Source organism: Telluria sp. ZB2R32 (genome assembly GCF_059685715.1).
In genome coordinates, this window is record NZ_JCASIG010000012.1 from 25,305 (window position 1) to 47,165 (window position 21,861).

Annotated in this window: 13 protein-coding genes, 1 rRNA gene and 2 pseudogenes; 6 read left to right on the top strand and 10 right to left on the bottom strand. The window is 63.8% G+C overall.

Features of this window, described 5'->3' with window-relative positions:
* Positions 1 to 181: 181 nt before the first annotated feature.
* Both AC56LG_RS24250 and AC56LG_RS24255 read right to left on the bottom strand, forming a co-directional pair.
* Positions 182 to 2,323 (bottom strand): FUSC family protein, encoded by a 2,142-nt coding sequence (locus tag AC56LG_RS24250; RefSeq protein WP_497168599.1) that lies wholly within the window; start codon positions 2,321 to 2,323, stop codon positions 182 to 184.
* A 138-nt stretch (positions 2,324 to 2,461) separates the two neighbouring features.
* Positions 2,462 to 3,535 (bottom strand): hypothetical protein, encoded by a 1,074-nt coding sequence (locus AC56LG_RS24255; protein WP_497168600.1) that lies wholly within the window; start codon positions 3,533 to 3,535, stop codon positions 2,462 to 2,464.
* A gap of 259 nt (positions 3,536 to 3,794) precedes the next feature.
* Between AC56LG_RS24255 and AC56LG_RS24260 the strand changes: the two genes are divergently transcribed.
* Together AC56LG_RS24260 and AC56LG_RS24265 are read left to right on the top strand one after the other, a co-directional pair.
* Positions 3,795 to 5,384, top strand: a complete 1,590-nt coding sequence (locus tag AC56LG_RS24260) for a carboxylesterase/lipase family protein (RefSeq protein ID WP_497168601.1) — start codon at positions 3,795 to 3,797, stop codon at positions 5,382 to 5,384.
* Positions 5,385 to 5,469: 85 nt separating this feature from the next.
* The gene (locus AC56LG_RS24265) at positions 5,470 to 6,801 is read left to right on the top strand and encodes a pectate lyase family protein (RefSeq protein ID WP_497168602.1); all 1,332 of its coding nucleotides are present in this window, start codon (positions 5,470 to 5,472) and stop codon (positions 6,799 to 6,801) included.
* Between the two features lie 88 nt (positions 6,802 to 6,889).
* Here the strand turns inward: AC56LG_RS24265 and AC56LG_RS24270 are convergent.
* The 5 genes and pseudogenes from AC56LG_RS24270 to AC56LG_RS24290 form a co-directional block, all read right to left on the bottom strand.
* Positions 6,890 to 7,038: pseudogene (locus AC56LG_RS24270) on the bottom strand (transposase); the annotation flags it as partial.
* A 170-nt stretch (positions 7,039 to 7,208) separates the two neighbouring features.
* Positions 7,209 to 7,634, bottom strand: coding sequence for a DUF4265 domain-containing protein (locus AC56LG_RS24275; protein ID WP_497168603.1), 426 nt, complete (start codon positions 7,632 to 7,634; stop codon positions 7,209 to 7,211).
* A 225-nt stretch (positions 7,635 to 7,859) separates the two neighbouring features.
* Positions 7,860 to 9,287, bottom strand: a pseudogene (locus AC56LG_RS24280) (IS1182 family transposase); the annotation flags it as partial.
* A 631-nt stretch (positions 9,288 to 9,918) separates the two neighbouring features.
* The gene (locus tag AC56LG_RS24285; RefSeq protein ID WP_497168604.1) at positions 9,919 to 10,128 is read right to left on the bottom strand and encodes a hypothetical protein; all 210 of its coding nucleotides are present in this window, start codon (positions 10,126 to 10,128) and stop codon (positions 9,919 to 9,921) included.
* A 38-nt stretch (positions 10,129 to 10,166) separates the two neighbouring features.
* The gene (locus AC56LG_RS24290) at positions 10,167 to 12,617 is read right to left on the bottom strand and encodes a DNA polymerase II (protein WP_497168605.1); all 2,451 of its coding nucleotides are present in this window, start codon (positions 12,615 to 12,617) and stop codon (positions 10,167 to 10,169) included.
* A 255-nt stretch (positions 12,618 to 12,872) separates the two neighbouring features.
* Between AC56LG_RS24290 and AC56LG_RS24295 the strand changes: the two genes are divergently transcribed.
* Both AC56LG_RS24295 and AC56LG_RS24300 read left to right on the top strand, forming a co-directional pair.
* Positions 12,873 to 15,782 carry a TonB-dependent receptor gene (locus AC56LG_RS24295; protein ID WP_497168606.1) on the top strand — a complete coding sequence of 970 codons (2,910 nt, stop codon included), beginning with the start codon at positions 12,873 to 12,875 and terminating at the stop codon, positions 15,780 to 15,782.
* A gap of 116 nt (positions 15,783 to 15,898) precedes the next feature.
* Positions 15,899 to 17,218 carry a DUF1593 domain-containing protein gene (locus AC56LG_RS24300; protein ID WP_497168607.1) on the top strand — a complete coding sequence of 440 codons (1,320 nt, stop codon included), beginning with the start codon at positions 15,899 to 15,901 and terminating at the stop codon, positions 17,216 to 17,218.
* A gap of 40 nt (positions 17,219 to 17,258) precedes the next feature.
* Here AC56LG_RS24300 and AC56LG_RS24305 read toward each other — a convergent pair whose 3' ends face one another.
* Positions 17,259 to 17,792: a 2,4'-dihydroxyacetophenone dioxygenase family protein gene (locus tag AC56LG_RS24305; protein WP_497168608.1), complete on the bottom strand. Its 534-nt coding sequence runs from the start codon at positions 17,790 to 17,792 to the stop codon at positions 17,259 to 17,261.
* Between the two features lie 194 nt (positions 17,793 to 17,986).
* Between AC56LG_RS24305 and AC56LG_RS24310 the strand changes: the two genes are divergently transcribed.
* Positions 17,987 to 18,955 (top strand): helix-turn-helix domain-containing protein, encoded by a 969-nt coding sequence (locus AC56LG_RS24310; RefSeq protein ID WP_497168609.1) that lies wholly within the window; start codon positions 17,987 to 17,989, stop codon positions 18,953 to 18,955.
* A gap of 162 nt (positions 18,956 to 19,117) precedes the next feature.
* Here AC56LG_RS24310 and AC56LG_RS24315 read toward each other — a convergent pair whose 3' ends face one another.
* Positions 19,118 to 20,275, bottom strand: a complete 1,158-nt coding sequence (locus tag AC56LG_RS24315) for a hypothetical protein (protein WP_497168610.1) — start codon at positions 20,273 to 20,275, stop codon at positions 19,118 to 19,120.
* Between the two features lie 340 nt (positions 20,276 to 20,615).
* On the opposite strand from AC56LG_RS24315, the gene AC56LG_RS24320 reads away from it, so the two are divergent.
* Positions 20,616 to 21,698: an Ldh family oxidoreductase gene (locus tag AC56LG_RS24320; RefSeq protein WP_497168611.1), complete on the top strand. Its 1,083-nt coding sequence runs from the start codon at positions 20,616 to 20,618 to the stop codon at positions 21,696 to 21,698.
* Between the two features lie 55 nt (positions 21,699 to 21,753).
* Here the strand turns inward: AC56LG_RS24320 and rrf are convergent.
* A 5S ribosomal RNA gene (rrf, locus tag AC56LG_RS24325) occupies positions 21,754 to 21,861 on the bottom strand; the annotation flags it as partial.

Here is a 21,861-nt window from a genome sequence, read left to right on the forward strand (position 1 = left end):
CCACCCGGGCGTACGCCCGTACGCCACCTGAGCGCCGCCCACGCGTTCAACTACATGTTGAAACTTCGCGACGAATCACCTGCTGGTTGAACGCGTGGGCGGCGCAAACGTCTCTGGGCCGTGAACGGAGAAGGTGGAGCCGCCCACCTTACGGGTCTGCGCATCGTGCCTCTGGCCCAGGTCATTTCTGGTCGAGCACCGCTCCGATCGCCTCCCTGCCCTCGGCGACCCGCGCCGCATCCTGCCGCAGCAAGCGCAGCCTCCGCTGCAAGGGCGCCCAGCCCGGCCATTGCGCAATCCACGTTGTCTGCCCTTCCTGCAACGCGGGACCGCTCTCGGACGGCGCGCCCAGGCTCGCCCTCACTTCGGCAAACATGCCCTCCAGCGCCGCCTCCACCTCACGCACCGGCAGGTTTTCCTGATAACGCTGCAGCAGCAGCCGCAGCGCCGCCATGTGCGCCACCAGCAGGTAATTCTGCACGGTGAAGCGATTGAGCTCGTCGGGTGCGCGCCGTTTGCGCGCCGGTTCGTCGAGCATGCGCCCGAGCGCCGCGCTGAGCGTGGCCAGGCTGTCCATGAAGCGCTTGCGGCTGATGCGGTACGCACCGTCGTCGGCGGTGCGCTTCAGGAGCAGGTCGGCGGCGGCGTCGATGTACTTGCGGTTGGCGTCGAGCACCGCATCGACCAGCCGCGGCAGATTCTGGTATTCCCAGTTCGGCAGCACGCGGCTGAAGACGGTGGCGATCAGGGTGCCGAGCAGCGTGTCGAACAGGCGCTCGCCGATGACGCTGGCGCCGTGCGGCACCGTCAGGCCGATCAGCAGCAGCGCCTGCACGCTGGCGGCGATCGCCGTGTAGCGGTATTTGATCGAGAGGAAGGTGGGCGCCGCCGCGGTGGCGACGAACAGGAAGCCGATCAGCGCCGCCGGCGACTGCACGAAATGCAGAATCACGGCGGTGATCATGCAGCCGATCAGGGTGCCCACCAGGCGGTCGGCGCGGCGCTGGCGCGTCATGCTGAAGTTGGGTTTCAGGATCACGGCGATGGTCAGCGCGGTCCAGTAGCCGTGCGAAGTATAGGGCAGCCACTGCGCCGACACCAGACCGACCGAGATCGCCATCGCCACCCGCAGCGCGAAGCGGAACACCGGCGAACTCCAGCGCAGGTTCGCCACCAGCATGTCGAAACCGTAGCGCTGCTGGGTGAGGAAGGGCGTCATGTCCGCATGCGGCACCATCGGCAGCGTGCCGGCGTCCGCACGGTCCGCCCGAGATGCGTGGCTGGCGGCGTGCAGGCGCCCGATCATCGCGATCACTTCGCCGATCTTGTTGGCGGTAGCGCGCAGCAGCGCTTGGGCATCGAAGTCTTCACCCTCCCCTCCCGGCAGCCGGCGCAGCAGCGCTTCCAGTGCCTGCAACTCGTGCTGGTACTCGACCGCCGGGCGCGACGGCTGGTCGCGCGTCATCGCATATGCCACCGCCTCGATGTCGCGTGCGGCCTTGCCGATCAAATCGCCCAGCAGCGGCAGGATCGGACCGTCCGCGAAATGCTGGCGCAGCAGCACGTAATCGGTATGCGTCGACAGCACCAGTTCGTACAGGTCGATCATCGCGTAATGCACCCGCACCAGGATCGCTTCGCTTGGTGTCGGCTTGCCGCGCAAGACCAGGTCGCGCGACGCCTGCTGGCGTTCGGCCAGCACGCTCTGCTCGCGCACCAGCTTTTCCATTTGCGCGGGCAGGCTGTTGGCCACATCGTAGCAGCCGGCCTTGATGCTGGTGTAGACCGCCAGTTCGTACAGCGCTTCGGCCAGCACCTGCTGCTTCAAGCGCCGCTGCAGTAGCCATACGACGACCATCGCATACGCCATGTAGCCGGCGCCGCCGGCAAAAAACAGCGCACCGTGGCGCAGCGCCTGCAGCGGCGTCGACGGCGCCTCGCTCGAGAGCATCATCACGAACAGCGCCGCGAACTGCAGCGGCATCGCCTTGCGGCCATACACCACCATCATGCTGGACAGGAACGAGACCAGCACGATGACGGTAAACAGCAGCCACTCCACCTGGGAACTGAGGCTGACCAGCAGCGCCACGAGCGAGCACAGCAGCACACCGGCCAGCATCTCGTTGAACTTGTGGCGCAAGGGGCTGGGCATGTCCATCAGGCTGGTGCACAGCGCGCCCATGGCGACGGCGATCGCGGTCGGCAGGTCGGCCAGCGCGTAAGTGATGAAGGTCAGGCCGACGATGCCGGTGGCGATGCGCAGGCCGGTGGAGAAGTAGTGGCTGAAGAGGAAGGTGCGGGGCGCGAGGGCGTAGTGCATGGGGTCGGAAGGCTCGCTTTCCTGGCAGCGGCAGTGCGGAAGGGAATGATGACTAGATTATAACGTGCCTGCCAGCGCGTTCTGCTGGCAGCCCGGCGCCCGGCTGCACCACAGCAGTGAACTTATACCGTCGTTCTATCATCGACGCGCGACGTCGACGACGTGCTTGATGTCTGCTCCATGGTTGAACAGACTCAGGAGAAGTTGAGCCTTGCAACCGGGGATCATCTCTTCTGTATTTTCGTTAATGAACCCAATGACTGCTTCCGGCGTAAAGTCAATAAATCGTAATTCCGAATGCTCGAACTTGTCTTTCGCCGTCGTCCGGAACGAGTCTTCGATATCCTGGGCGATCAAGTCTGTCTTGACCGTGCCGAGCAGTGCCCACTGCAGCGAAATCGTTTCGAATCCCAATGCATAAAAACAGATTGCGTCAACTGGAATATCGACACCCAGCTCTTCCTTTGCTGCTCTCTGCGCGGCAAAATATACGTCCGGCTGCCCCTTCTCATTCTTGTCGAGCACGCGGCTGAGTGCCTCATTGGCGGATATGGTGAATTTATTTTTCCATACCGATACATTCTCCGACCTGCGCGGTATGACTACCTTGTTGTCTGCAGTAACGATAGTCAGAGCAATGCCAAATCCGAGACAATATTTCGGCTTTTTTTTCCGGATTGATTCGGCAAGGTATTTCGAGCGAAATACCGGATCCTTGGCCAGCCTGTCAACCGCGAGGAACTCGTAATACTTGGAATGGTTGAATTCCAGGTCGATGCATGCATTTTCATCCTCCTCCGTACGAGATATCCTGAAATTCGTGAAGGCGTAAATGTCGCCATTATAGAGCCTGAAGTGCGCATTTTCCTGATCCCTGAGTTCAAGCGTAATGCGCTCTTTCTCCGCAATCGCCTCCGGCGGCAAAGTGACACTGGCAGGAATTTCCTTCGTTGCTATTTTGGCAAACGTCTCGACCCCATTCCCTTCCACGACTACAAAGTCGTCAATGATTCTACCGATGCGGAACTCTCCATTGTTTGTCACAATTGATTTCGAGGCATCCAGCCGTTTTTTCAGGCCACGTTTATCCTGCATCTTCTTCAAAAATCGAAATCCGACCGCAATCACGGCAAACACTCCCAGCCCAAAGAGGTTCGACAGCCATCCAATCTCGTTTCCGAATTGTTTTAGTTGAATATATATTTCGGTCATGGTTAACGACGTAAATTGAACATTGGGTTGAGTAAAAGGACTCGCAGAAGAATCGGAAGCGCGCCCCACGCCGACGCAGCTTTTTCTTCATGCGATATTAAATGCTGCAGAAGGATACACTATGCCGGCAGGAATGATCGCTTTCATTTATTCACTTTCAGGTAGTCGACAGCTTCATCGCTGAACGGGTTACTATGTATCAACTTGGCGCGCGCCTGCCAGTCTATAGACAACGCCCACATCGTCAAACGAACCCGCCATGACCGAACCGATCCGCCGCGCCTTCCTGCGCCACTCCCTCCTCGTCGCATCGAGCATGCTGGGCGCCCACGCCTACGCCGCCACTGGATCATCCCCAGTGGCGAGCACCCGTCACGGCCAGGTTCGCGGCTATCGCGACAACGGCATCAACGTCTTCAAGGGCGTGCGCTACGGCGCCGATACCGGTCCGCGCCGTTTCATGGCGCCGCTGGCGCCGCAAGCCTGGAGCGGGGTGCGCGACGCGCTCGAACACGGTCCGTCCAGCCCGCAGCCGAGCCGCGAAGACGCGACCGGCGAAGATTGCCTGTTCCTGAACGTGTACACCCCTGCCCTGCGCGACGGCGCCCGGCGCCCGGTGATGTTCTACATCCACGGCGGCGCCTACAACAATGGCTCGGGTTCGAGTCCGCTGTACGACGGCGTGCGCCTGTGCCGGCGCGGCGACGTGGTTGTGGTGACGGTGAACCATCGCCTCAACGCCTTTGGCTACCTGTATCTCGCGCGCATTGGTGGCGCAGTGTCAGGCAACCCCTACCTCGATTCGGGTAACGCCGGCCAGCTCGACCTGATCCTGGCGCTGCAATGGGTGCGCGACAATATCGCCGAATTCGGCGGCGATCCGGACAACGTGACCGTGTTCGGCCAGTCCGGCGGCGGCGCCAAGATCGCCACCCTGATGGCCATGCCGGCCGCCGCCGGCCTGTTCCATCGCGCCGCCACCATGAGCGGCCAGCAGGTGACGGCGAGTGGCCCGCTGAATGCCACGCTGCGCGCCCAGGCGCTGCTCGACGCCCTGAAGCTGGCGCCGCAGCGGCTTGGCGAGATCCGCACCATGCCGTACCAACGCATTGTCGAGGTGCTCGGCACGCGCGACCCGGTGCTGCCCTTCGGCGGTGTTTCGTTCGCGCCGGTGCTGGACGAGCGCAACCTGCCGCGCCACCCGTTCTACCCCGATGCGCCGGCCCAGTCCGCCCACATCCCGATGATGATCGGGAACACGCACGACGAAACCCGCGCCTTCCTCGGAGGCGATCCCGCCAACTTCGCGCTGACGTGGGAGGCGCTGCCGGCCAGGCTGGCGTCCAACATGCGCGTCGATATCGAACCCGAGACGGTGATCGCCGCCTACCGCAAACTGTATCCGGCACTGTCGGCGAGCGACCTGCTGTTCAAGATCACCACCGCCTCGCGCTCCTGGCGCGGCGCGATCATCGAAGCCGAAGAGCGCGCCAAGGCCGGCACGCCCGCCTTTGTCTACCAGCTGGACTGGGCCACGCCAAAGGATGGCGGCAAGTTCGGCGCCCCGCACGCGTCCGACATCCAGCTGGTGTTCGACAACGTCGCCAAGCCCGGCGCAACCGCAATCGGCCCCCAGGCGCAAGTCATGGCCGACATGATGAGCGAGGCCTTCATCACCTTTGCCAGGAGCGGCGTGCCCAGCGCCAGGCAGCTGCCGCGCTGGGAGCCGTACGATCTCGCGCGCCGCCAGACCATGGTCTTCGACGTACCGGCGCGCATGGAAGACGACCCGCGCGGCGCCGAACGACGGCTGTTCGCGAAGGTGCCCTACGTCCAGCCAGGAACCTGACAGGTCCAGCCAATCTCGCATCGTTGGTCCAGCCAAACGGACTTTGTTGTGTCATAATTTCTGCACAACAAAACTGGAGACCACAATGCGAAACTCACTGCGCCTCAGCGTGCTGGCGCTGGCCTGCTGCTGCCTGCACGCCCAGGCCGCCGCGCCATCAACGCCTTTCACTGAGCCAAGCCCGCTGTCGCGCGCCGGCATCGATGCCAAAGGCTGGGCCGACACGACCGGCGGCGCCGGCGGCAAGATCATCCGGGTAACCAACCTGAACGCGTCCGGCGAAGGCTCGTTTGCCGCCGCGGTCAATGAAACCGGGCCGCGCATCGTGGTGTTCGAAGTGGGCGGCGTGATCGACCTGCAGGGCGCGAGCATCCGCATCCGCGAACCGCACCTGACGATCGCCGGCCAGACCGCGCCCGATCCCGGCATCACCTTCATCCGCGGCGAATTCGGCGTCGCCACCCACGACGTGATCGTCCAGCACATCGCGGTGCGCCCGGGGGAATTCGGCCGCGCGAAAAAGAGCGGCTGGAACGCCGATGGCCTCTCCACCGGTGCGGCCGACAACGTCATCGTCGACCATTGCAGCTTCAGCTGGGCCACCGACGAAAACCTGTCGGCCTCCGGTCCGCGCTTCGATGGCGCGAACGTCGAGGAATGGCGCCAGGCGACCTCGCGCCGCATCACCTTCAGCCACAACATCGTCGCCGAAGGATTGCGCGATTCGACCCATAACAAGGGCGAGCATTCGAAAGGCACGCTGGTCCACGACAATGCCAACCGGGTGCTCATCTACGGCAACCTCTACAACGCCAACCACGAGCGCAATCCGCTGGTCAAGGGCGGCGCGCACGTGGCGGTGGTCAACAACCTGATCCACGACTTCGGCGCCCGCGCGATCCACTACAACCTGATCGCCCACGAATGGGGCAACAACGCGCCGCAGCCAGGCGTCGTGACCCTGGTCGGCAACGTGGCGCGCGGCGGCGTCGACACGCTGCCGGGCGTGCCCCTGTTCAGCCTGGGCGGCGCCGGCGACGTCAACCTGTACCTGCGCGACAACCTGGCGATCGATGCCCACGGCAAGCCCTTGCCGCAGACCGGCAGCTATACCGCCTCCGGCGCACGCATCGTCGAAGCCAGGACGCCCTACCTGCCGCCCAACCTGAAGCCGATGCCGAGCGCGCGCCTGGAAAACGCGATCTACATGAGCGCGGGCATGCGGCCGTGGAAGCGCGATCCGATCGACTTCAAGATCATCTCGGACGCCGCCGAAGGACGCGGCCTGATCATCGATTCGGAAGCGCAATCGAGCGGCTACCCGAACTATGCGGCGACACGGCGCGCCTTCGACCCGGCGGAGTGGAACCTGGCCGACATGTCGCCCAGGGCGGGCTGGGATTCGCTGTTCCGGTAGGAGCAAGTTCGATCCCACATGATCTGGTGGTGCTCCCGGCGCCTTGGCGGAATCGCTTCGTGAATGTGCTGCCAAACGTCGGTTCCCATCCATTCGCGAAGGCGACGCCAGCATGTCATGCCGCTGCCGCGGCCGAGCTTACGCGGCAGGTGTTCCCAGGGTATTCCAGTCTTGAGAACACCCTGGGTTCCGGTCATGGCCGCGCGAGCATCGACGCGCTGTGCCACCTTTCGGGGATCGGTAATGGACCAGAAGATGCGTGGCTACAAGCGACCCCAGGTCTTCGGGAGAAGTGCCCGGGACATGGCATCAGTCCGTCCACGAGCACGGAAGCTACTTGAGTGCTTGGATAGAGCCTACTTAGGTCCGCTATCGACCCAAAGCGGACCAAAGATGCCTACATTTGATCAGTACCGCCAAACAGGAAAGGCCATCGCAAAACCAAGCTCTTGGAGCATGTCCATCATTGTGTTGACTTCATGAGCATCGACCGATGCAGGAACATCAACTGCATAGTGTTTGAACTGAGAGAAAACCTCGATACTGAGGCCCAGATCTACTAGCTCATCTTTGTACGGCTCAAGCTTAAGCCCTTCTTGCTCAGCAATCCAGACTAGCGAATGTCCTGATGGTTCTAAGGTAGTGAACTCGAAAACGCACCCGTTAACTGCGTCTGGCTCGGCAGAGAATTTATCGCCGAGCGCGAGGCCCTTGATAAAAAAAGGAGCGTTTCTAAGTTCGTAAATCGAGCCTGTTTTTTCACACCAAACATGTTCGGTCGCTACAGGCGGCCATCCATCGTCGACATCTAACGCAAAAGCTACCTTTTCCACTTCCCCTCCCAAATTTTACCTGCGAACTGACGATGAACGTCCGCTTCTGGCCCAGGCTGTGTAAAAACGTGAAATTGAGCGGCAGGTCCATCTTCAGTAAGAATTCGGTTTAATTGCGGAGTGCCAGGAAGGGCTGTGTCCCCCCGTGATCTCTGCGCGATATTTAGGCGGCCCGAGCAGCCAAAACCTCCGAAGCAAGCCAAAGCGCTGCGGAAACCGGGCATAGGCCCGGATTGCAGCCAGCATGCCAGTGATACCGAGCACCGCTATTAATCTCCGGAAATTATAGGCAAGCACGTGCAGGCTCATTTCGGTTGCGACGCGCTCTAGTCCTTTCGTCAGGAAGTGTGTCGCCCCCATCCAAGACTTGATCGTCCCATACGGATGCTCAACCGAGGAACGCCGAATTCGCATGGCATCGGGATTCTGCTCGAGGCGCATCTGCATCTCGTCGAGCACGTCCTGATGTTCCCAGCGAGATACCCGTCGTTGCGTACTCGGCGTGCATTTATCCTTGAGGTGGCAGCTCTTGCAGTTCGAGCTCCAGTACCGATTCAGCTTCATGCCTTTTTCGACGCTTGCGAAACGCCATATCAGGGATTCGCCTGCAGGGCAGCGATACTCGTTCTTTACTGGGTCGTATATGAAGTCGGCCTTGTCGAATCGACCGTCGGCCTTGGCACCTGAGGTTTTCGTAGGAGGTACCAAGACTGAGATGCCTGCTTCATGACAGGCCAAGATTTCCTCACCTTTGAAGTAGCCGCGATCGGCAATTACTGTCAGTGTCGTCGTACCGATTGCAGCACGGGCTTTCCTGGCCATGCTTGACAATTGGTCGCGGTCGCTGCCGTTATTAGTCACCTCATGTTCGACGATCAAATGATGCTTGGTGTCGACTGCGGTCTGCACGTTGTAGCCAACAATTCCCGAACCGCGTGCCATCATCGAGCGCGAGTCCGGGTCAGTAAGCGAGATCTGCGTTTCGCCAGTCTCTATCAGCTTCGCTTCAATTTCCTTGAGCGTCGCCATTTGAGATTTCATCGCTGCAATCTTGTCGTTGAGACGAACGCTTTTCGACTGTGCAGTGGCCGGTTCCTGCCGGTCAGCGGTATCGAGTTCCGCCAGATAGCGACCGATGTTCGCTTCGATCTCTGCCATCCTGCGCTTGAGTTTTGCGTCGGTAAAATTCCGATCGCTGCTGTTGACGGCCTTGAATTTGCTGCCGTCGATAGCAACAACTGCATCCGAAAACAGATCCAGCTGCTGGCAAAGCACGACGAACTGCCTGCAGACCTTGCCGATCGCTTTGCCATTATCTTTCCGAAAGTTCGCAATCGTTTTGAAATCAGGAGCCAGGCGTCTCGTGAGCCACATCAGCTCGACGTTACGCTGGGCCTCACGCTCAAGCCGCCGGCTCGATTGAATACGATTGAGGTAGCCGTAAATGTAGAGCTTGAGTAGCACAGCGGGATGGTAAGCCGGTCGTCCAGTCTTGGCCGGGCGCATGCGCTCGAATCCGAGACTGCAAAGATCAAGTTCGTCGACAAATACATCGACCACTCGAACCGGATTATCCTGAGTCACGTAGTCGTCCAGAAGTTCAGGAAGCAGTGTCCCTTGTCCGCGATCTTCGCCTTCGATAAAGCGCTTCATTTGACACCCCAGTGATGAGATACTTCCTCAACGCTTACCGAGCCGGGTTCGTTTACATGGCCTACGTTTTTACACAGCCTGGGCCGGATGCAGCCGTTCAGAATAGCCCAATATACGACCTTGTCGTTCTGACCACAAAAAAAGGTGTTATCAAACGTCCTTGGTCCGTCGGCCGCCCAGTGAAGCAACGACAGCGCTTCGGCGGCGGCTCGTTAGTGCCTGCACGAGTTTAACGTCGCAGCCGCGCGTTGCCCAGCAGGGCATTCCCGGCCCGATCCCCGACTATTCATATCTTAGTGCAACATCGCTAGCGTGCGCAGCTACTGTACGTTTATACAGTATCATGGCTTTCATTCGGTGATCGAGAAGAAGCGCATGACGATGCGACGCCTGGCCAAAACCGATGACACCACTGTTTCATGCGATTTTCCACACGAGCCCAGCGGGGCCCGATCGCATCGCCTCGTAACCTGGAATAGTTGCGAGGAACTTTGCGATGAGCGACACGACCGGCTTGTCAATAATTATTCAGCGAGGATAAACGATGAATTTCACACTACATTTTCTGGAACACGACGTCTCGATTGCTGAGGACACATGGACTGCTCTAGTCACCACAAGTACCGATGCGTCACTTGCGAATGTCCGGGCTACCATCCTGGGCGTTCTGGAGCGAAACGGAACTTTTTCCCTTGAGAACAGCAATGACCAGGTCGTACGCCGTATCGACACTGCTGCCGAATTCGAAGGATTCATGCAGGAAGTCGAGATGCAGCGTACCCAGTTTCAACAGGAGCAGGCGCAATAAGATCCACTGCATGATGCGCGGTGCGGTCGACATGCGCGGCCGCACCATCGCCGGCGAATCCGGCAATGGCGTTAGAACAACGCACCCTGCGGGCTGGTAAGGCGCGCGAAACTGTCGCCGACAAACGGCAGGATGCCGTCGGCGACGGGTTCCAACTGTTTTGCCAGGTAGTGTTCGTAGTCGATCGGCGCGCGCTGTTCTTCCATCCAGGCTTCCATCGGTTGCGGCCCGGCGGTCGTCATCAGGTAGCTGATCCAGCCGCCGTTGCGGTATTGCGCGCGCCGGCCCCGGGCGATATGGAAGTCGTCGGCGATGCGGGCGGCGCGCACGTGGGGCGGCACGTTGCGCTCGTATTCGTGGAGCGGCCGGCGCAGGCGCTTGCGGTAGACGAGCAGGTCGTCGAAGTCCCCGCGCAGGGTGCTCGCCACGTAGTCGCGCACGTATTCCTCGTAGGGTTCGCGCCGGAAGATGCGGCCGTACAGGCCCTGCTGGAACTGCTGCGCCAGCGGAGTCCAGTCGGTGCGCACCGCTTCCAGGCCCTTGTACACGATCTCCTCGCCACCTCCGGGCGTGCCGGCCAGGCCGGCGTAGCGCTTCTTGCTGCCTTCGTCCGAGCCGCGCACGGTCGGCATCAGGAAGCGCCGGAAATGGGTGTCGACCTCCAGCTCGAGCGCACTCGCGAGCCCGAGCTCCTCGCGCAGGTGCGTGCGCCACCAGCCGTTGACGTGCTCGGCCAGCTCGTGCCCGATGCGCAGCGCGTCGATGTCGGCATAGGGTCCGGCACCAGCGCCACCGAGCCACACGAAGGTGGAGTCGGTGTCGCCATAGATGACGTGGTAGCCGCGCGCCTCGATCAGTTCGCGCGTGCGGTGCATGATCTCGTGGCCGCGCATGGTGATCGAGGAAGCCAGGCGCGCATCGAAGAAGCGGCAGCCGGTGGTCCCGAGCACGCCGTACATGGCGTTCATGATGATCTTCAGCGCCTGCGACAGCGGCTGGTTGCCGGCGCGCTTGGCCGCCTCGCGGCCCTCCCACACGCGCGTGACGATGCCGGGCAGGCAGTGCCGCGTGCGCGAAAAGCGCGCGCCGCGAAAGCCCGGCACGGTGTCGGGTTCAAGCTCTTCCAGCCCCGCGACCAGTCCCACCGGATCGATCAGGAAGGTGCGGATGATCGACGGATAAAGGCTTTTGTAGTCGAGCACCAGCACCGAATCGTAGAGGCCCGAGCGCGAATCCATGACGAAGCCGCCCGGGCTGTCCGCGCCGGGCACGTCGCCGATGTTGGGCGCCACCCTGCCCAGGCGGTGCATGAGCGGAATGTAGGCGTGCTCAAACGCGGCAACCGATCCGCCGCTGCGGTCCGCCGCCAGGCCGGTGACACTGGCGCGCTCGAGCAGGAAGGCCATCAGGTTGGTCTTCTCAAAAATGCGGGTGACCAGTTCGCAGTCCTTCAGGTTGTAGCGCGCCAGCGCGGGCTTGTCCTGCGCGAACATGCGGTCGATCGAAGCCATGCGGTCGTAGGGATTGTCGATCGATTTGCCCTCGCCCAGCAGGCTTTGCGCCACGTTCTCCAGGCTGAACGAAGGGAAATTCCAGGTGGCCGAGCGCAGCGCCTCGATGCCGTCGATGACCAGGCGGCCGGGCAGGCCCGCGAAATAGCGTGCTTCACGTTCCGTGCCGGCCTTCGCATTGGTGCGCCATTCCATCGACGTGCCGCCGCGGCCGATGCGCAGCGGATGCCCCAGGCGTTCGGCGTGCTCCTGCAGCACGCGCAGGTCGAACCCGATCACGCTCCAGCCGATGATGGCGTCCGGATCATGGCGCGCCATCCACGCGTCGAGCTTCTCCAGCAAGGCCAGGCGCGTGTCGCAATATTCCAGCGCGAAGTCGAGCCCGGCCGGGTCGCCGTTGGGCGGCCCCAGCATGTACACCTGGCGCTGGCCGCAGCCTTCCAGGCCGATCGAGCGCAACTCGCCCTGCATGGTGGTTTCGATGTCGAGCGAGACGGTGCGCAGCCGCGGACGGTAGCCGGGCGCCGGTTTCAGGTGTGCGCCCAGCAGCAGCGCGGGGTCGCCAGCGGCCCGCGTACCTGTAAACGCCACCGGCGCCGTGATGAAGCGCTCCATCAGGTAGCGCTCGGGCGGACGGATATCGGCCTCGTAGACGTCGATCCCGTGCTCGCGCAGGCGCTTCTCCAGCCGCAGCAGATGGCGGTAGTGGCGGCAGTACAGCCCAAGCACAGGACGTCCGCGGAAGTCGCACAAGGCCAGCGGGCGCAGTTCAACGCCGCGTTCCCGCTGCAACAGACCCCTCGCCGCCGCCTCCTGTTCGGCCGGGACAAAGGCGACCGCCTCCGCCGCCGGCAGGCGCAGGCGGCAGGGACCGTCGTCGGTGGCGAGCCAGAGTTCGACTTCCACGCCGCCGGTCCCATCGTCGCCGTGGGTGCCGCGGTTGCCGTGGTTGCCAACATCGTCGCGCCAGTGGCGCGTCAGCAGGAAGCCCTGCCTTGCTGTGTCACTCATGGGTAGTCATGTGATGCGATGCGATCCACCGGCCAAAGGCGGCAGTTTATCAAATCCCCTGGAACGCATCAGCGGGTTTCGTCTGGCTTTCTGACGCGACTGCATGCCACACCGATCAAACCAGCGGCTGAAAGTGGCCTGAATACAACAGTGAAGTGGCCCGACCAAATTTAAATCTGGTCGTGTCAGCAGGAAAGAGTTACCTTCTTTACATTGCTGTACCTACAACAACGTAAAACATCAGGAGACTTTCGCATGCACCGCCCCGCCCTTCCGCTCAAGCTCACCATCCTCGCCTCGGCCCTGCTGGCCATCGGCGCCCCCGCCCACGCCCAGGAAACGACCGAGGTTCCCCAGACCGTGGTCGTGACCGGCCTGCGCGCCTCGCTCGAGAGTGCGCTGAACGAGAAGCGGACGGAAAACAGCATCGTCGACGTGGTCAAGGCCGAAGACATCGGCAAGTTCCCGGACACGAACCTGGCCGAATCGTTGCAGCGCGTGCCCGGCGTGGCGATCGACCGCGACGCCGGCGAAGGTCGCAGCATCACCGTGCGCGGCCTCGGCTCCGACTTTACGCGCGTGCGCATCAACGGCATCGAGGGCCTGGCCACGACCGGCGGCACCGACAGCTCGGGCGGCAACAACCGCGGCCGCGGCTTCGACTTCAACGTCTTCGCTTCCGAACTGTTCAGCTCCCTCACGGTGCGCAAGAGTTCCTCGGCCGAGATCGAGGAAGGCTCGCTCGGCGCCACCGTCGACCTGCAGACCATGCGCCCGTTCGACACCCCCAAGCGCGGCTTCAACGCCACCGCCATGGTCAAGGGGCGCTACAACGACATCTCGAAGAACACCGACCCGCGCGCCGCCTTCATGTTGTCGAACACCTTCAACAACAACACGATGGGCTTCCTGGTCTCGGGCGCCTTTTCAAAACGTAACGTCTACGAGGAAGGCTTCTCGACCGTGCGCTGGGATAACGGCCCGTCCTCGGGCGGCTGGTGCGCCCCACTGGGCGGCAGCGTCACGTCCGCCAACTGCGCGGCCCCGGTGGCCGGCTTCCCGACCGCCACGCGCCTGCCCGCCAGCGCTGCCGCCACCGCCGCCTACAACACCGCCTCGAACGCCGCCAACTTCCACCCGCGCCTGCCGCGCTACGGCCGCCTGACGCACGACCAGGACCGCGTCGGCCTGACCGCCTCGTTCGAGTGGAAACCGATGAAGGGCACGCGCATTTCGCTCGACATGCTGTACGCCGACCTGTCGGCCACGCGCGAAGAAAGCTACCTGGAAGCGATCTCGTTCAGCCGCTCCGCCTCGCAAGGCGGCAAGCCGCAAACCTCGGTGGTGCAGGCCGAGTACGACGCCCAGGGCCGCCTGCAGTACGGCGTCTTCAACGGCGTCGACATCCGCTCCGAAACCCGCTTCGACGACCTCTCGACCAAGTTCACCCAGCCGACCCTGACGGTGGCCCACCGCATCAGCGACACGCTCGAGATGAATGCCCGCATCGGCCGCGCCAAGTCGGATTTTAAAAACCCGGCCCAGACCACGGTGACGCTGGACGCGCCGAACGTCAACGGCTACACGATCGACTTCCGCAACGGCGACCGCCTGCCGCTGATCACCTACCCGTTCGACCCGGCCGCCGGCAACGCGCTCGGCATCGTCGGCGTGCCTGCCGGCGCCGCCAGCGTCACCACCGCCACCCCGAGCGAGATCCGCATCCGCCCGCAGGGTTCCGTCAACCAGAATGACGTCGCCCACCTCGACCTCGCCTGGCGCGCCACCGACACCTGGACCTTCAAGGGCGGCGCCGACCTGAAGACCTACAAGTTCAAGACCTACGAATCGCGCCGCCCGAACGCATCCGGCGAAGCCATCTACAGCCTGCCGGCCGGCACCAGCCTGGCCGGCCTGACGCGCGTGCTGTCCGGCTTCGGCGATGGCCTCGACCTGCCGGCCGGCAGCGCCACCAGCTGGCTGATCCCGGACGTGCAAGCCATCACCAAACTGTACGACGCCTACTGCAACTGCCTCAAGAGCGGCCCGGCCGGCGGCCCCGGCGACTTCACGCTGACCTCGACCACCAACGGCAACGCGCGCGGCAACAACCGCGACATCAAGGAAGAAGACAAGGGCGTGTTCCTGCAGGCCGACTTCGACAGCGAAGTGTATGGCCTGCCGCTGCGCGGCAACATCGGCGGCCGCTACGTCAAGACCAAACTGACCGCGCAAGGCTACCTGGCCACCGGCGGCGGCACCCCCGTCACCGCGACCAACGACTACGACGACTTCCTGCCCTCGTTCAACGTGACCGCCAACGTGACCCCGGACTTCCTGGTGCGCCTGGCCGGCGCCAAGGTGATGTCGCGTCCGCCGCTGGGCAACCTCAACCCGGGCGGCACCGTCGCCACCTCCGGCTCGCTGTCGATCAACTCCGGCAACCCGACCCTGGCGCCGTTCCGCGCCAAGACCATGGACGCCTCGTTCGAGTACTACTTCAAGAACAAGGCTTTCCTGGGCCTCGGCCTGTTCCAGAAGAACATCGACAGCTACGTCCAGGCGATCCGCCAGTCGCTGCCGTTCAACCAGACCGGCCTGCCGACGACCCTGCTGCCGGCCAGCTTCAACGGCACCGAAGTGTTCGACGTCACCTCGTTCGCCAACACGCCGGGCGGCAAGCTGCGCGGCTACGAGCTGAACTACCAGCAGCCCTTCACCTTCCTGCCGGCCTGGGGCCGCGACTTCGGCCTGATCGCCAACTACACCAAGGTCAGCTCGAAGATCAACTACCTGATCTCGAGCACCGCGGCCAACAGCGGCACCGTGACCGACGACCTGGTGAACCTGTCGCCGAAATCGTGGAACACCACCTTCTACTACGACGACGGCAAGTTCAGCGCCCGCCTCACCGGCGCCAAGCGCTCGGGCTACCTGCAGATCGTCCCGGCGCAGAACAACAACGACGTGCAGGGCAAGAACGAGACCTTCAACGTCGATTTGTCGGTGTCGTACAAGTGGAACGACAAGCTGGAGTTCACGTTCGAGGGTGTCAACCTGACCAACGAAGAGAATGACCAGTTCGTGAGCCGGGCACGCAACAGCGTGCTGGTGAACCACGTGACCGGGCGCGAGTTCCTCGTGGGGGCGCGCTACAAGTTCTAAGACCTGTTCAGTCGCACCCTGTCTGCGCGAAGCAAAAAGCCGTCGATCATGTCCTGTGATCGACGGCTTCCCTTTGCCTGATCTGGCCAGTGACATTTGATCAAAGAAGATGACACATGAACCGACGCCGCCTCTTCGCCCTGCTCCTCGCCGCGCTGGCGCTTCCGGCATGCGCACTGCCCCCTTATATAGGCACGGCAGCAGGGTCGGCCAAGCCGCGTGTCATCGTGTCGACCGACATCGGCGGCACCGACTTCGACGATTTCCAGTCGCTGGTGCACCTGCTCCTCTACGCCGACGCGATCGACCTCGAAGGCTTGATCGCCTCGCCCTGGGGCGAGGGCCGGGATCGCAAACGGCATCTGTCGGCCATCATCGACGCCTACGAAAAAGACTACCCGAACCTGAAGACCTGGTCGCGCGACTATCCTGCGCCGGCCTACCTGCGCAGCATTGCCAAGCAGGGCGGCGTGGACCTGGCGGCGCCGCCGGGCTGGGGCCAGCCGACCGAAGGCTCGAACTGGATCATCGCCCATGCCCGCCGCGACGATCCGCGGCCGCTGTGGGTCTTGTTGTGGGGCGGCTTCGAAGACCTGGCACAGGCGCTGCACGACGCGCCCGACATCAAGCCGAAGCTGCGCGTCTACCTGATCGGCGGCCCGAACAAGAAATGGTCGACCGTGGCCTACGACTACCTGGCGCGCGAACACGCGGACCTCTGGATCATCGAAAACAATGCGACTTACCGGGGCTGGTTCAGCGGCGGCCAGCAGTCCGGCGACCTGGGGAATACGGCCTTCGTCGCGCGCCACGTCAAAGGCGTCGGCACGCTGGGCGACTACTTCGCCGGCATCGCTCCCCGGATCAAGATGGGCGACACCCCGTCGCTGGCCTACGTGCTGGGTGCGAACCCCGACAACCCCGGGGCCGGAGGCTGGGGCGGCAGTTTCGTGCGGGCCTGGGAGCGGCCCCGTTCCGTCTTCACCGCGCCGCCGACGCAAGACACCGAAGTCGAAACCTTTTCGATCGTGGAACTGGTCTACCGGCCCGCCGGCAAGGCGCCGGCCGCGCCGCATGCCAGCGTTGTCATCGACAAGCAAAGCTTCCAGGGCTTCGCGCATGCGGACGGTTCGTGGCGCTTGCTGCTCTCGCCGAAAGAAGACAAGGCCTGGATCTACCGCATCACCAGCAACCATCCGGGACTCGACGGCCAGACCGGCGCCTTTACTTCGCGCATGCCGCGCCCGGAGCGGGCCAGGCAGCCTTCGAACAAATATCCGAACTGGTGGACAGACGATCCCGATCCCGCGCTGAGCGAAGGCCCGCACCAGGGCGCGAAGACGATCAGCCGCTGGCGCGAAGCCTTCCTGCGCGACTTCGCGGCGCGCCTGCGCCGCACGCAAACGCCTGCACCTGCGCCTGCGCCTGCGCCATGATGCGTTCGGGCCGCGGCATGGCCACGCCAGCGGTCGCCGGTCAGCGCATCAGGCCCTTGATCACGTCGGCGCCGAAACCCATCTTTTCGTAGTGCGCCTCGCACATCGCGATGTAGTCGTGGACGTCGAAATGGCCGGCCGAGTTGCCTTGCTCGTCGAGCCAGATCAGCGGTCCGCTGACGATGAAGAACACGCGCATCGGCTCTTCGTGTTCAAAGGCCACCAGGGTATGGCCCTCGCCCGGCGTTTCGTACACGAAGTCGCCGCGGGTTGCAGTCCAGTCGTGCTCGAGGTAGCCCCATTTGCCGGAAATCGTGTACGCGAACACTTCGTGCGGATGGTAGTGGCGGTTGACCAGGCCGGCCTTTTTCGCCATCAGGATGTCGCACCATTTGTTCGCCGACGGCGAGATCCAGAGCGGGCGCGACGACACGGTGTCGGTAAACGGAACGTACAGCCGTTCGTCCTCGGACGCAGCATCGGCGATATAGGCCTCGGGAAGCGCATGCGGCTTGAACGGATTGGCGATCGGGCTCAGGTCGCGCCAGAATTCATTGTTGGCCTTGTCTACCATGGGAGTCTCCTGCGTTATAAGAATGGATGAAGGAAGGTCCAATATAGCGCCGGAACCGGTCTTGCGATTGACTGAGCGGGACATGCAGGCGGCATCCGCCGGCGCCCTGCCCGCAACCACGCCCGCTGTGCTATGTTGGGGAAATACGCTGCGAAGGCCGCCACCGAAGCGGCGCCGACTGACGGAGACCAACGATGCCTGCCCTTTTCCCCTGCGTCACCCATGCGTCCACGGCGGCGGTCGCACCGGGCGAGAGGCTGTCCTATTGGGACCGTTACAACGCCGGCGCACTGGTCGGGTTGCGCACCACGTCGCAGTCGCCCGACGGCCTGCTCGCGCGCCAGACCAATGCCGCATTCCCCGGCATGGGCCTGGCCGACATCGCAGGCAACGCGCACGCCGTCGAGCGCAGTGCGCGCCTGGTCGGCATGTACCCGAAGGAAGCGGTGTTCGCCTGCCACCTGGTCAAGGGCACGGCGCTGTTCACCCAGGGCGGCGCGCGGCTCCGGCTCGCGGCCGGAGACACGATCGTGTACGACACGCGCCGCCCGTACACGCTCGCCTTTCTCTCGGACATGCAGCAGTTCCTGGTCGACATCCCCGTCGCCGAACTTGACGCATGCTGGGGCGTGCGCGTCGGCCAGCTCCCGCTTCGGATCGCCCCGGCCGGCGGCGTCGGGGCGGTACTCGGGGCGGAGCTGCGCCGCACCCTGCGCAATTACCTGGAAGCGCCGACGAGCGACGGCGCCATCGCCCTGCCCGCATGTACCCACACGGTACTGCGCACGATCGCGCAGTCGGGTTTGCGCGGACCCGACGTACTGCCACGCTCGCTGCTACACGTTCTCGCGGCCAGGATGCACGTGGCCCGGCACCTGCGCGACCCCGGCCTCTCCCCGCGCGACGTCGCCCGCGCCACGGGGGTGTCGGTACGCCACCTGAACCGGCTGTTCGCGCAGGAAGACACGTCGCTGGCGGAGCATATCTGGTCGCAGCGCACTGCCATGGCATACCGCGAGCTGATGCACCCGGGAGCGCGGAATGCGGCAGTCGGCGAGATTGCGTTTCGCTGGGGATTTTCGAGCCAGGCGCACTTTTCGCGCGCGATTGCAGCGGCCTATGGGGCGTCGCCGTCGGTGCTGCGCAGGAAGGCGCACGGGTGAGTGGCAGGTCCGGTGCTGCCTGGCCGGAACCCGCTGTGTCCGCTGTGTCCGCTGTGTCCGCTGTGTCCGCTGTGTCCGCTGTGTCCGCTGTGTCCGCTGTGTCCGCTGTGTCCGCTGTGTCCGCTGTGTCCGCTGTGTCCGCTGTGTCTTAAGACGACGGTGTCAGCGCGCGCGGCAGGAGAACCCATGCTGGGTCACACTGCACCCGCGCTTGACGCATTGCGCCGGCCCATAGCCACGCTCCCTGCATGCCTTCAAGGTCGCTGCCGACGCGGCAGCCGGGCGCGCGGGCTTTTTTGCGGCGACGGTGGAGGCGCGTGCCGGCGGCCGCACGGGCTCGCGTTTGCGCCGCTCCTTTGCCGGCACGGCAGCGGCCTTTGCCTGTGCCTGCACCTTTCGGGCCGACGGCTTCGGTATCGGGGAAGTGGACCGTGGTTTCGCGGCCTGCCTGGGTTTCGGCCGCGCCAGAGGCGCCGCCTCGCTCTTCACCGGCGAGGGCGCCGGTTCGGCCTTGGACAAAGTGTATTCCTCGGGTTTGAGCATCACCAGCGGCGGCACGGCAGGCAAAGGCGTGCTCGCGGCGGCGATCGGCTGCACGCGCGCGCCGGCGACGGGTGGCAGCGTAGTCGCCTTTGCCGCGATTGTCCCATCGACCCGCGCTACTTCCTTGGCCTGGCTGGCGACGAGCGCGAGCGATCCGGCATCGCTGCGTTCCTGGTACAACCAGCGGCCGCCCTGGATGAGCAGCCCGCCGGCCAGCAGGCACGCACCCCACAGCAGATAGCGCCGCGGGGACTGCGTGCGGCCGCTCGCAGCAGGAATGAACGGGGCGGCTGCCTGTGGCGGCGTTGCGGGCAACGTGAAGTCGAAGACCGGGTCTTGCGGCAGCGTCGCACCCGACGCCGGGTTCACGGCAGGGGCGTCCTCTTCAGCCATGTGCAGGGCAGGCTCGCGCTGGGACTGCGCCGGGGATCCCGGCAAGGGCAATGTAAAGTCGAACAGCGGGTCCGGCGGCGGCGCGGTGCGTACCGGCTCGGTCGCGGGAAGCACGGACTGCGCCTCCGGCGCGGCGATTTCCCCGACAGCCTGGGGTAACCGGGGTGCCGGCTCCCTTGCCTCCTCGAGCGCAGGGGCGGCCGGCTCGGCGGCGGGCTTTTGCCGCCACACGCCCATAGCAACGCGGCGATCCGCAGGCCCGGCCGACCCTGCGGTTACGCGGCCTGGCGCCTCGTTTGCCGCTTGCGGATGCCCGGCGGTTGCAGCCGGCGACATGGAGCGTTCAGCGCTTAATCCTATGTCTTCAAGCAATTGCGTCTTCATGATGTACTGCCTGCCTCCCGATTTCAGAGGTAGAGCTTAGCGCCTTTTGGAATTCGAGCCTGCTCAGTTAGAAAGAATCGGGCGCTTCGCGAGAGAGTCCGGCCGGAGCCCTCCTTCCTGCATGCCTGATGTCGAGTTGTGTCAGCTTTTCCGAAGTCGTTAGTGCTCAGTAAGTTCGGCTGCTTATCGGTCATTGTTGGTTAGTTACATTATAACGGCAGCCGACATCGGCTGGGTTCAAATGGACCACGAGTTCACCGTTGCCGGGGTCAGCGCTGCGGCCGGACATCCCTGCTAGACTCGCAGGCTTGCCACCTTCACATCGACATCGACAAACGCCATGGAACAGGAAATCTCCCGTTATTGCAGCAAAGCCCTCACCGCATGGATCACCGATGCATTCGCCGGGTGCGGCGTCGCGCAGCACGATGCCGCCGCCGCCGCCCAGGTGATCGTCCGCACCAGCCTGCGCGGCATCGACACCCATGGCCTGGCGCGCGTCCCGGCCTATGTCGACCAGTTGCGCGCGGGCCTGACCCGTGCGCAAGCCAGGCCGCGCACGGCGGCCAGCCATGGCTTCCTGCACTGCGACGGCGACGGTGCGCTCGGCCAGCTGAGCGCCAGCGTGGCCATGCATGCTGCCATCGAACAGGCGCAGGAAACGGCCATCGTGGCGGGCACGGTGAGCAATTCGGGACACATGGGTGCCCTCGGCCTGTATGCCCTGCAGGCGGCCGAACGAGGCCTGATCGCCTTCATTTGCCAGCGCACGCCGCCGATCATGGCCTTGCCGGGTTCGACGGACCGGGCCATCGGCAACAACCCGATCGCCTACGCCTTTCCGGTGCCTGGCGGGGTTCCGCTGGTGTTCGATATGGCGGCGAGCAAGGTCGCGCGCGGCAATGTCCTGGCTGCGGTCCGGCAAAAGGCGACGGCGATTCCCGAAGGCTGGGCGATCGACCCTTCAGGACAACCGACGACCGATCCGCTCGCCGCGCTGGCCGGCTCGATGCTGCCGATGAGCGGCCACAAGGGCATCGGCCTGGCGATGCTGGTGGAAGGCCTGGCCGGCAGCCTGAGCGGCATGGCCTACGAGGGGCCTGGCGCCGCCGGCGCCATGCCGGGCGGCGTGGCGACCGCGAGTGCCTTCCTGTTCGTGATCAATCCCGACCATGTGTGCGGCAGGGAGGCGTTCGAGCGCCACATCACGGAGTGGACGGCGCACTACCTCGCCGTTTCCGGGGCGCAGGCGCGGTATCCGGGGCAACGGCAGGCGCGGTGCGAGGAGGAGCGGCTGGTGCACGGGATTCCGATGGATGCGGAGCTGGTTGCGCAGTTGCGGCAGGTGGGGACGCTCGTTGGGAAGGGGTTCGACCTTGATCGTGTTGTTCAGGGCAGTGCGAGCGCGGCAAGCCAAATTTAGCGTAAAAACGCAAAAAGCCCACCAGTTTCAACTGGCGGGCTTCGCTTTATAACTAGCCTGACGATAACCTACTTTCACACTGGTTGCAGCACTATCATCGGCGCAAAGTCGTTTCACGGTCCTGTTCGGGATGGGAAGGGGTGGGACCGACTTGCTATGGTCA

Excerpts from the sequence above, each read along its gene's own strand:
- AC56LG_RS24250 (WP_497168599.1), bottom strand. The coding sequence starts at position 2,323 with ATGCACTACGCCCTCGCGCCCCGCACCTTCCTCTTCAGCCACTACTTC.
- AC56LG_RS24255 (WP_497168600.1), bottom strand. The coding sequence starts at position 3,535 with ATGACCGAAATATATATTCAACTAAAACAATTCGGAAACGAGATTGGA.
- AC56LG_RS24260 (WP_497168601.1), top strand. The coding sequence starts at position 3,795 with ATGACCGAACCGATCCGCCGCGCCTTCCTGCGCCACTCCCTCCTCGTC.
- AC56LG_RS24265 (WP_497168602.1), top strand. The coding sequence starts at position 5,470 with ATGCGAAACTCACTGCGCCTCAGCGTGCTGGCGCTGGCCTGCTGCTGC.
- AC56LG_RS24285 (WP_497168604.1), bottom strand. The coding sequence starts at position 10,128 with ATGTCGACCGCACCGCGCATCATGCAGTGGATCTTATTGCGCCTGCTC.
- AC56LG_RS24290 (WP_497168605.1), bottom strand. The coding sequence starts at position 12,617 with ATGAGTGACACAGCAAGGCAGGGCTTCCTGCTGACGCGCCACTGGCGC.
- AC56LG_RS24295 (WP_497168606.1), top strand. The coding sequence starts at position 12,873 with ATGCACCGCCCCGCCCTTCCGCTCAAGCTCACCATCCTCGCCTCGGCC.
- AC56LG_RS24300 (WP_497168607.1), top strand. The coding sequence starts at position 15,899 with ATGAACCGACGCCGCCTCTTCGCCCTGCTCCTCGCCGCGCTGGCGCTT.
- AC56LG_RS24305 (WP_497168608.1), bottom strand. The coding sequence starts at position 17,792 with ATGGTAGACAAGGCCAACAATGAATTCTGGCGCGACCTGAGCCCGATC.
- AC56LG_RS24310 (WP_497168609.1), top strand. The coding sequence starts at position 17,987 with ATGCCTGCCCTTTTCCCCTGCGTCACCCATGCGTCCACGGCGGCGGTC.
- AC56LG_RS24315 (WP_497168610.1), bottom strand. The coding sequence starts at position 20,275 with ATGAAGACGCAATTGCTTGAAGACATAGGATTAAGCGCTGAACGCTCC.
- AC56LG_RS24320 (WP_497168611.1), top strand. The coding sequence starts at position 20,616 with ATGGAACAGGAAATCTCCCGTTATTGCAGCAAAGCCCTCACCGCATGG.